The following is an 11,356-nucleotide window of genomic DNA, read 5'->3' as shown; positions in this document are numbered from 1 at the left end:
CAAAAATACGGATTAGCCTTTTGTCATGTCCAATTTATCCACCACAAATTTTCCAAGATCACGGCCTTGTTTAATTCCGACCTCAATGGCCGCGCGGTAATGGATACCACCGTACATTCTACTTAAGGCAGCCTCATCGGATGCTTCGTTAAAGGAGTTATAGGAACGTACCGGTAAACCATAGGCTACTTCTGTATCGTCATCAAAGGCAAAGTTGTCTCCAAAGATATCCGTTAGGGCAATGGCCGCTGCACCGGATACTACACTATGTCCGCTGGTGTATTCAGGGAATGGTGGCGTTTGCAATACGGGCTCCCAACTATCGTCGATATATTCGTTAATTACAGTTTCTGGTCGAATTAGATTACTTCGATATTTTTCGTCCCAACAACTTATAAATGCGTCAGCTATCGCTATGGAAGTTTTGGTGTAAGCATATACCGTTTTTGCAAAATCGGCATCTGTTTTTCTTGAGGCGATTTTGGTAATACCGATCCAGTGGGCACCGGGAGTAATCTTTTTAGTAGCGAACATTAGGTGTCCACGGGTAACCGAAACATAGGGGTTACAGTCCCAAAACTGGGCAATGGCTATTTCATCCGACTTATCACCCTTACCGATCATGCTCTTTCGCACTTCATAAACCTCCATCACCTCTTGGTAAAATTTGGAATCCTTTTCCATAGAGAATTCTGGTGGTGGAATTGGCTTAAATTGCTGTGCAGAATCAATCGCAAAAGGACGTATTTTTTCCCAATGTGGCTCAATACCGTTCATATAGGCAGGAGGTGTGGGCTGCCAACGCGATGGATCCTCCGAATCAACGGTAAATTTGGGCATGGTACGTGTTTCTTTGTAGTTGTCCTTGTCCATCCATTCACCTATAAAATCAGCGACTTCCAAACCATATGCTTTGGAGGCGTTAAAAACGGGTTCGTTCTGTTCCATCCAAACGGTATAAAGACTGTCTCGGAAAGTTTCAATTCTTTCTTCGGAAAAGATCAACCTTTTATTTAAGTCGATGTGTGCTATTAGCGCAGCCATTTCATAATTGATGTTTTCCGTGTTTTTGGGGTCTGGAATGCTTTCCAGACCTGTTACCTGCCCGGCCAGGGATTTGTAGTTGTCGTTTTTCTTGGCTACAATCTCATAAGCGGCAATATTTGGGTAGGCAAATATTCTACTCGCCACAGGTGGTGAGAATATGTCATGTATCATCACTTCAATGACCTTGTCCACAGAGGCATGGAATTCTTCAGGAGTGATTTCTATAGGTTCCTGTTTTTTTTGACATGATGCCAGGACCAATAGCAGTGCTGCGATTAAACTTATTTTTTTTTTCATGGCCTTTCTATTACTTATTGATTTTATAGACTTGTGCTTTATCATTATTGAATATCGCCAACAAATATTTCTGATTGTTAAGCGTGATTGTTTTTAAGTGTCGAATGGATTTTTTGCTGAAATCCAGTCCCAACTGATTGCCTAAAACAATGTTATTTTCATTTTTCAGTAGGGCTCCTGGAAATGAATCCAGTCTTCCGTGATAAGGTTTTACACCAAAATAATTGCCCCCAACCAGTACTTCGGTATTGCCATCACCATCAAAATCGTCCACAACAAAGGACATAATAGGGGAGACCTGGAGTTCGTTCTTAAAGGGAACAAAAACAAAATTACCATTATCGTTTTTTAAATAACCTGATTTTAGGGTATTCACTTCCAATTTTTCGGATGCTTCCAAGATATCCTCCCCGAATATCTCTTCCACAGTGCTTCCGGCAAATGCCTTATAGGTGTTGTATTTCTTTTTAAGGTAAACCATTTGTGATGCAAGGCCGTCCAATGTCTCCAAAGGGTAGTATTCACCATTTTTTTCCATGACAGTTACTGTTTCCGTTTGGCCGTTCTCATCAAAATCGTTGAAATATAATATCATCGGGTGTTCTTGGGAGGCCTTGAACTTGGAATTGGTTCCCCAATTGCCAACGAGGTAATCCATGTCACCATCCTTATCTATATCAAAAGCCTCGATGGTTTGCCAAAGACCGGGAATATTGACTTGCTCCACCTCTGAAAAAGTACCGTTTTGGTTCTTAAAAAACTTGGGGGACATCCATTCTCCGATTACAATTAAATCTGCGGTGCCATCTCCATTAAAGTCGCTCCAAATGGCGTCGGTAACCATGCCTTTGCCCAGGGTAATAAAACTTTCGTTTTCTTTAAATAGGCCACCATCATTTTCCAACACATATGAAGAAGCTGGTTTTCCAAATTTGGCTGTAATGGTGTGCCCTCCAATGAACACATCCAAGTCTCCATCATTATCAAAATCAAATGGCCTTACTACAGATGAGTTCTGATAGAGCTCTGGTAATTCCGCTTTAGCGAATGCAGTGTCTTTTTGAACATAATAAGCATCCAATAATGGAGTTGCTTTTCCAAAAAAATCTCCCCCTCCAGAAGTGATGATCATGTCATCCTGTCCGTCGTTGTTAAAGTCGGCAATGGTTGCCGAAACGTTTTCCCGAATGGAATCCTTTTGGATGCTGTCCAATTTTTGATTCACAAATATGGAATCTTGCTGTACATAGATTTGTGATGACTTGTATTTGGACCCTCCTAAAAATATATCTTCTTTTCCATCTCCATTCAAATCACCGATGGCAAGAGCGGGTCCTCTATCCGAAATTTGATAAGGAATCAGTTTCTCACGGTTAAAATCGGTATAGTTATCCTCTACATGGGTAAAGTCCAATCCTAAATTATTGGGTACTGGGCTAAAAAGTGATTTTTTAGGTGCATGCAGCGATTTATAATCAAAAGGTTTCGTGTTTTTGGGTTCAATGGTCAGGGTTTGGTTTACAGGAACATTTTTTAAAACTTGATAGGTTTTGTTCGGCCATATGATTTTTATGGAATCCACCTCTTCCACATTTTGATATCCAAAATGTACCATTGGTTCGGAAGATGCCTGAAAACCACGGGTTGGAAAAAGTTCCTTGAACTGGAGGCCTCCATTTACATAGGAATACACCTTGGTTCCGATTCCCTGGGTATTCTTTTTAGTGTATTCAAATTTTAGCTTCAGGTAATTTCCTTTGTCATTTGTTTTATTAATGTATAAAGAGGCTGGCTGGTTGATGTTGTTGGTTACAAGGTCCAGGTCACCATCACCATCAAGGTCGGCCATTGCGGTAGCTCCGGAAATCAAAGTGTCCCTTGTGATCCACTTGTTGGACATGTCTTCGAATCGCAGTTCCTTGCTCCCTTTAAAAACATAGTTGTGAACACTGCCGGAAGGCATTAAATCCAAAGCCTTTTGATCCACAAGCTTGGTATTGTCCATTTTTTGTTGGATTTGCTCATTAGAAACAAACTTGATGAAATCCAGGTCGTTCGGTCTTTTGGGAATACCATTGGAAATAAATACATCTTGTTGGCCATCGAGATCGTAATCGCCGAAAAGGGCACTCCAACTCCAATCGGTGGCAGCAATGCCGCTCATTAAAGCGGTTTCCATAAAATTGCCGTCCGGTTGGTTTATAAACAACATGTTGCGCGTGAACTGATAATGATATCCAAAACGGTCTATCCTCATTTTTTGTGTTTGGATGTTATCGTCCCCCTCGGAAGATTTTAATGCTACTTCGTCTTCCGGTAACATATCCAATGAAAGAAAATCAGGTCGCCCGTCATTATTGATGTCGGCTACATCGCTGCCCATTGAAAATCTTGACGTATGCCCAAAGTATTGTTTAAGGCTTTCGGTGAAAGTACCATCGCCATTATTCAGATAATAATAATCGTCTTCGTGAAAGTCGTTGCCTACATAAATATCAGGATATCCATCTTGGTTAAAATCGGAAACGGCCAACCCCAGACCGTATCCATTTACACCACCATAAATGCCGGCTTCTTCGCTTACATCCGTAAATCTACCGTCATCATTGCGCAACAGTTTATCTCCCGTTTCGTAACGGCGTTCAAATCTAAGGTCATAACGTCCAAAAGAATTTTGGGTGTGTACGGCATGGTTTAGGAGATAAAGGTCCAGGTCTCCATCCAAATCATAATCAAAGAAAGCTGCATTGGAACTGTAAGAATCGAAGTCCAAACCATATTTAGCCGCACTTTCGGTAAAAGTATTGTCCCCGTTGTTAATGTATAATTCATTAAATCCGTTGAACCCATTTATACCGACCACTGCACAAACGTAAATATCCAAAAGGCCGTCACCGTTTACATCGGCCATTGTTGTTCCCGTATTCCAACTGCTATTGCCTTCAACTCCTGCAGCGCTGGTTATATCCTCAAATTTGAGGTTGCCTTTGTTCAGATATAACTTGTTTTTGACTTGGTTCCCGGTAAAGAAGATATCCGGTAATCCATCGTTGTTGATGTCGCCAATGGAAACACCTCCTCCATTATAAAAATAGAGGTAGTCCAGAATACTCAAATTCTCCGTGGTCGTGAGCGTATTGGTAAAATCCACGCCGGTTTTTTCGGGGTCTGGATTTTCAAAAAGACTTCCTCCCTTTTTGCAGGAAACAGCAAGGGATATTGTAAATAATATGATGAGCAACCTATTCATTTAAGGTGAAAATCTTTGGTTTGTTGTTGTTAATTGCGGCAATAACGTATGTTTTACCATTTTTGTCCTTGAACTGTTTTAGGTATTTTACTTCTTCCCTGATTTTGAAACCACTGGTTTCGTAATCTTGCCATTCAAAACCTAAATTGCCATCCCCTAACAGCACGTTTCCTTGGCTTGCATCCAAGCGTGAGAACTGAGGTTTAAATTCGTAATTGTTACCGGCCATGATCAAATCCAAATTACCGTCCTTGTTGACATCTGTACAGGTGATGTCACATACACAGGAAAGTTGGACCCTGGGAGGTAGGTTTTTAATGGTGAATTTACCGCCACCTTCGTTTATGGCAATAACCGATGCCGAGGTCTCCACTTTCTTTACAATGGATTTGTCCATTACTTCTTTTGGAAAAAGTTGGTGAATGGTTCGGTGGGCATAATCCGATGCCTTTAGGTTTTGCTTTTTGAGCGATGGCAATTGATCGGTAAGCTCCCTTTTTTGATGAATGGGATAATCACCACCGTTTTCTTGCATGGTCATGATCTGCTCGATGGTACCGTTGTTATCGTAGTCGTTGATGTACATTTTCATTGGAGCATCCTCCGTTGGCTTATAGTGAAGATTAAGCCCTTGGTTCCCTAAAATCAGGTCTTGGTCACCATCACCATCAAGGTCAGCTGTTTCCACGGTATTCCACCACCCGTAAAGACTGTCCAGAGAGCTCGTCAGTTTTGTTAACCTTCTTCCTGTGTTCTTGTAAATTTTAGGAGTATCCCATTCAGCGGTTACGATCAGGTCTTTTTTGCCATCCCCATCCATATCTTCCCATTTGGAATCGGTTACCATACCAGCGTTCTTCAAGTCGTAGCCCAATCGTTCCGTTACGTTGTTAAAGGTGCCGTCTCCCATGTTTTCCAATAGTAGATGGTCCGGTGATATGCCATAAACACCCACTACACTTCGCGAACCGATAAAGAGGTCTACATCACCATCATCGTCAAAATCGGAGGGAGATATGGTAGCAATGTTTTTAAATGTTGATGGCAGTTCGGTTTTGGCCTTGGAAAAATTCCCGTTTCCATCGTTTAAATACAACCGCGCCCTGTAATTGCGCTGCATGCCAACATTGTTACCTCCTGAACCTACAACCAAATCAAGGTCGCCATCCCCGTCAGCATCAAAAAAGGCTGCTGCTACGTCTTCATGTGCTTTATCCTCATCAAAAGCAGCTGTTTTTTTCGAAGATATGTTTCCATTTCCACGATGCAGGTATAAGGTGCCGGGCTGATCTTTTGCCCCACCAATAAAGAAATCTTCGTTTCCATCACCATTTACATCGGCAATGGCCAGAGAAGGCCCTTCTTGTGAAAGCTTGTGCGCAATCAGGCCTTCGTAGTCAAAATCGTTGTAGTTATCCTCCTTGTGCGCTGAGACCACCTTGGTTTCCAACTCTTTTAAGAAAGATTTTTTAGCTTCCTTTTTGGGTATTGTATAGGTCTCTGTTGCATTGGAGTGATCAATGGTCAATACTTGATTGGATTCAACATTTTCCAATTTTTGAGTGAGATTGTCCGGCCATACAATGCGAATGGAGTCCAATGTGTTGGTTTTTCCCAATCCAAAGGTCATATCGTATTGAATTGAAGACTGGAAGCCTCGGGATGGGATCAACTCTTGGTTTACAATATTGCCATCAAAATAAAGCTTTGCCAGGGTGCCCACAGCAAATGGATTCGTTTCGGGCCCTTTAAACTTGAGTTGAATATAGTTGTTGTTCAACTGGGAGTCTGTATTGTTTTTATAGATAAATGCAGGTGTATTTACATTGTTGATTACCAAATCCAGGTCACCATCGTTGTCCAAATCGGCATAGGCGGCCCCATTGGAACGGGAAGGAAGGTCGAACCCCCATTCCTTGTTTGCATTTTTAAAGGAAATATCCCCGTTGTTTTTGTAAGCGTAGTTGGGCTGGGGCTTAATGGGCATTTTGCTTATAATCGAATCAATGGACTCCTTTTTACCGGTCAATGCCATTTTTTGAACGATTTCGTTCGCAAAAAAGTCAACAAAGTCCAAATCCGTAAGATCATGGTTAATCCCGTTGGTGATGAATATATCTTTAAGTCCATCATTGTCCATGTCGAACATAAGCCCTGCCCAGCTCCAATCGGTAGCATCAATACCGCTGTAATAGGCCACTTCGGAGAATGTGCCATTACCATTGTTGAGCTGAAGGGTATTCTGGATATACTGCTGACCAAAATCCTTGCTTTGTTTCAGGTCAAAAATATTATACCCCTCAAATTCCATTACGGATTTTACCCTATGTTCCTCTTCCGGTAACATGTCGGTAATAAATATATCGTTGTGTCCATCGTTATTGATATCAGCAATATCGATTCCCATGGCAGAAAGACTTAAATGGGAGGTCCAGTCTTTGATTTCTTCGTTAAAGGTTCCATCTTTTTGATTGATGTATAGATAATCCCTTTCATAAAAATCGTTGGAAACATAAATATCGGGATAAAGGTCCCCGTTGAAATCCGTGACCATTACTCCAAGACCAAAACCGATAAGGCTACCATAAATTCCAGCATCTTCGCTTACATCTACAAATTTGCCATCGTCGTTTCTTAGGAGCATATCGCCAACCCCTTTGAAAATATCCGGTACACCTTCCCAATCCTGTGCCCTTACTTCGCGTTGTTCCGCATAACCAAGGCTACTTACTGGAATGTTACTGTTATTGAGTATATATGCATCCAGATCACCATCCTTGTCATAATCAAAGAACGATGCGTGTGTCGTGAATCCTGTTTTGGCAAGATTGTATTCTTCCGCCTTTTCACTGAAGGTCAAATCACCATTATTAATGTAAAGGTCGTTGTCATGATTGTTGCCTTCCATGTTTCCTGCATTACAAACATAGATGTCCAACAACCCATCATGGTTGATGTCGACCATAACTACCCCTGTGGACCAAGGTTTGTTTCCCAGAACGCCGGCTTTTTCGGAAATATCCTCAAACTTCATATCGCCTTTGTTCAGATAAAGTCTGTTGGGTTCCATATTCCCTGTCAGGTAAATATCTTGCAAGCCGTCGTTGTTTATATCACCAATGGCAACACCTCCACCATTATAAAAGTTTCGATATTTAAATATGTTGAAGTTCTTCTGGTTTTCGACCTTGTTGATAAATGTAACACCTGTTTCTTCGGGTTTCAGTAATGTAAAAAGAGTCTCTTTCTTTTCTTCCTCTTCCGATTTGTTCTCTTCTTTATTTTTACAAGCGACAATTGCCAATAAAATAAAGTATAGTGTAATGTATCTCAGTTTCATTTGTCGTTCTGTTTTTTGACCAAAAAAATGGGAGCGTCATTATTCATCGTTATGATGAAACCATCATTCCCATTGTTGTTTATTTTTTCAATTTTCCTGGCGGCTCCGGAAATTCCAAGGCTTTGCTTCCAGCCAATATTACCGTTCTCATCATTTGACAATAAAAATCCGTGCGAAGCGTCCAATCTACCAAGTTGGGTGCTTATCTCAAAATTATTGCCCACCATTAATATTTCATTAATCTTTTCTTTACTGTTTTTTACCAAGTTAATATCGTTTACCGAAGAGGATTGCACTAATCGGGGCAATGCCTTTGTTTTAAAGTTGTTACTGCCATCATTTTCAAAATACGAAGTACCAAGCATATACACTTTCCTTTTTGTTGCTTCTGTTAACTTTTCTGCCCCAAATAGTTCTTCCAAGGATGCTTTGGCAAAGTCTTTATAGAACAGGAACTTTTTGTTCAAAAAGGGCATTTGCTTGGCAAGTTCGTCCTTGGAAGCAAAAGCGGTTTCCCGGTTACCATGATAATGTGTTACAACGGTTTCTATGGAACCGTTGTCGTCAAAATCGTTAATGTATAGGGTTACCGGCTTTTCAATTGATGCATTGAACTTTGTGTTGAGCCCCCAGTTACCAGCCAGGATATCCAGATCTCCATCATTGTCCAAATCGGCAAGTTCAATCGCGTTCCACCATCCATTTGTATGTTCAAGGCCATTATTTTTTTGAGACAAAAGCTGTTCCCCATTGTTCAAAAAGATGGTCAATGGTGTCCAATGACCTGCAACGATAAGGTCTTCAAAACCGTTGTTGTCCAAGTCTTTCCATACAAAGTCTTTTACGTTGCCTATATGTTTTAATCCTGGGGCAAAGATGGTGGTAACTTCTTTAAAATTACCATTCCCATCGTTTTGCAATAAATACTGTTCGCTTTTTAGACCAAACTTTGTCGGAACTGCATTGGAAGCTATGAATAGGTCCAAATCTCCATCTTTATCGAAATCCATAGCATCAACTTTTGATGCATTTACTTCAATTCCATCGAACACCCCATCTTCTTTTTTAAATTCTCCATTGGAGTTGCGGTATAACCTTGGCTGTAGCGGTTTTCCGTTGGTAAATTCATTTCCTGCACTAACTACTATCAAATCTAAATCACCATCGTTATCTACATCGGCAAATGTTTGATCTACATCTTCATTAATGGCATCTGCTTCAAAAACTTCCCTTTGATGTATATTGAAATTTCCTTCATTGTCTTGTAGAAAAAATGTTGAAGGCTGTTTCTTTCCTCCGCAAATAAATATGTCTTCAAGTCCATCTTTGTTGATGTCGGCAACGTCTATTGATGGACCTTCATTGGAGTGGGCGAATGGTATGAGTGGATTTCTATCAAAATCGAGGGTTGGATACTCTTTATGTACAAAATCCAAGCTTTTTGAAATATGGTACTGAGACTCTGTTTTAGCTAAATGTTCCGTAAAATAGTTCCCTGAAGCGTTTGAATGGGAAACCTGCAAGACTTGGTTGGACTTTATTTTGCGTAACGTCTCGAATTTTCCCTGTGGCCATATAATTTGAATGGAATCTATAATTGAGTCTTTGCCAACACCAAAGTTTAAGCTATTGTCCTTGGCCGACATAAATCCACGGGTTGTTATGTTTTCTTGAACGGATTTGCCTTTGTTGCTGAATACAATAGCCTTCGCCCCGATACCGAATTTGTTCTTTGGACTTCCTGAAAATTTGATTTTTATATAATTGCCACCCTTTAAGGTGTTCTCCATCACAAATGCTTCTTGGTTAACATTGTTTACCATCAAATCCAAATCCCCATCGTTGTCCAAGTCTGCATACGCACAGCCATTACTGTAGGAACTTAACTGTGGTCCCCACATCTCTGTTACATTGTTGAAACTGGTCCCTCCTTTATTTTGATAAAAGTAATTTTGTACTTTTTTCTTTGGTAAGCGATCAATGAGTTCCATGTCCTTATCGGACAGGCCTTTTTCTATGTTTTGTTGTATCTCTTCATTGGATATGTAATTTATGTAATCCATATCGTTGGTAACCCCTTGTATACCGTTGGAGATGAAAAGATCTTTGAAACCGTCGTTGTCATAATCGGCAAACAATGCTCCCCAAGACCATTCTGTGGCATCGATACCACTTAGATTGGCTATTTCCCCAAAATTTTCACCGTCTAAATTTAAATGAAGCGCGTTTTGCATGTATTGTGGTGCAAAACCATTTTTGAGATATTGTTGGTAAACGGGGTAGGCATATTCCAATCCGGATGTTTTGTATGTTTCCAGATCTTCTGGAAGCATATCCAATGACAAAATATCGGAAAGCCCATCATTATTAATGTCGGCAATGTCGTTACCCATGGAAAAGTGGGTCGTATGACCAAGCTTTTTGTCATCTTTTGATATTATTTCTTTGAATGTCCCATCCTTTTGGTTTATGTACAAGTAATCGTTTTCAAAAAAATCATTACCGATGTAGATGTCTGGATAACCATCGTTATTAATGTCGCTGATGGCCAGTCCTAAACCGTACCCTATGGTGCCTTGATAGATTCCTGCTTCTTTGGAGACGTCGATATATTGGCCGTTTTGATTCTTGTATAGGATGTCACCGGACATGGAGTCAACAATCTTTCTCTTACCGCCCTTGCCATAGGAACGATTGGGGTTAACCGAATGGTTCATAAGGTACATATCCAAATCACCATCCAAATCGTAATCAAAAAATGCAGCTTGCGTTGAGTACCCGATAAAGTCCAAACCATATGTTGCTGCTTCTTCTCTAAAAGTGGGTATACCTTCTTCGTTGTTCCCTTGGTTGATATAGAGGAGGTTTTGTCCCCTAATGGAGTCATGGTCGCCCACTTTGCAAACATAAATGTCTAAAAGGCCATCATTGTTTACATCGGCATGCGTAACACCAGTAGTCCAGCCTGTGTTGTTGGTAAGGTTGGATAGGGTGGTGGCATCTTTGAAATTAAATCCTCCTTGGTTCAAATAGAATTTGTCCGCTCCTTGGTTGGAGGTAAAGTATAGATCGACCAAACCGTCGCCATTAAAATCCCCTGCCGCAACACCGGCACCATTATAGAAGTATAGATAATTTAGAATATTGAGCTCAGGTGTCTGCTCTAATCTGTTGTTAAATTTGATACCTGTTTGGTTGGAATCTTTTAGAACAAACAGTGTGTTTGATTTGTTCTTGGTACAACCTGTCAAGGTCAATAGAAATCCGAAAATAATCCAGAGTTGTGCTCTCATTTTCATTTATCAATAGCAGGAGGTAATATAAATAATTACTTTTTGCACGCCGGTAGTAAAACGATTAATGTTTTACTAAGAAAGGATTAATAATTAACTAATAAACGTTATGTCAAAAAGAAAAGACCA

Annotated in this window: 4 protein-coding genes; all 4 read right to left on the bottom strand. The window is 40.5% G+C overall.

The window, feature by feature from the left end; all coding sequences use genetic code 11:
• Positions 1-12: 12 nt before the first annotated feature.
• Genes J0X13_RS08400 through J0X13_RS08385 form a run of 4 tightly spaced genes read right to left on the bottom strand, consistent with a single transcriptional unit; the run spans position 13 to position 11,227 of the window.
• A complete protein-coding gene (locus J0X13_RS08400) occupies positions 13-1,344 on the bottom strand; it encodes a vanadium-dependent haloperoxidase (RefSeq protein WP_207071008.1) in 1,332 nt (443 codons plus the stop codon).
• A gap of 10 nt (positions 1,345-1,354) precedes the next feature.
• Complete coding sequence (locus J0X13_RS08395) at positions 1,355-4,594, bottom strand: VCBS repeat-containing protein (RefSeq protein WP_207071007.1); 3,240 nt, start codon at positions 4,592-4,594, stop codon at positions 1,355-1,357.
• The gene (locus J0X13_RS08390) at positions 4,587-7,934 is read right to left on the bottom strand and encodes a CRTAC1 family protein (RefSeq protein WP_207071006.1); all 3,348 of its coding nucleotides are present in this window, start codon (positions 7,932-7,934) and stop codon (positions 4,587-4,589) included. Before J0X13_RS08390 ends, J0X13_RS08395 begins: the two co-directional genes overlap by 8 nt.
• Positions 7,931-11,227: a VCBS repeat-containing protein gene (locus tag J0X13_RS08385; RefSeq protein WP_242535681.1), complete on the bottom strand. Its 3,297-nt coding sequence runs from the start codon at positions 11,225-11,227 to the stop codon at positions 7,931-7,933. The genes J0X13_RS08390 and J0X13_RS08385 overlap by 4 nt, the downstream gene beginning before the upstream one ends.
• Positions 11,228-11,356: the final 129 nt, after the last annotated feature.

The organism is [Muricauda] lutisoli (nom. illeg.), from assembly GCF_017313105.1.
Taxonomy (GTDB): Bacteria; Bacteroidota; Bacteroidia; order Flavobacteriales; family Flavobacteriaceae; genus Flagellimonas; species Flagellimonas lutisoli.
The sequence above is the reverse complement of the archived record's forward strand: the minus strand, read 5'-3'. Positions and strand labels throughout refer to the sequence as shown.

What these genes read in the sequence shown, in the direction of transcription:
- J0X13_RS08400 (WP_207071008.1), bottom strand. Translation starts at nt 1,344, where the DNA reads ATGAAAAAAAAAATAAGTTTAATCGCAGCACTGCTATTGGTCCTGGCA.
- J0X13_RS08390 (WP_207071006.1), bottom strand. Translation starts at nt 7,934, where the DNA reads ATGAAACTGAGATACATTACACTATACTTTATTTTATTGGCAATTGTC.
- J0X13_RS08385 (WP_242535681.1), bottom strand. Translation starts at nt 11,227, where the DNA reads ATGAGAGCACAACTCTGGATTATTTTCGGATTTCTATTGACCTTGACA.
- J0X13_RS08395 (WP_207071007.1), bottom strand. Translation starts at nt 4,594, where the DNA reads ATGAATAGGTTGCTCATCATATTATTTACAATATCCCTTGCTGTTTCC.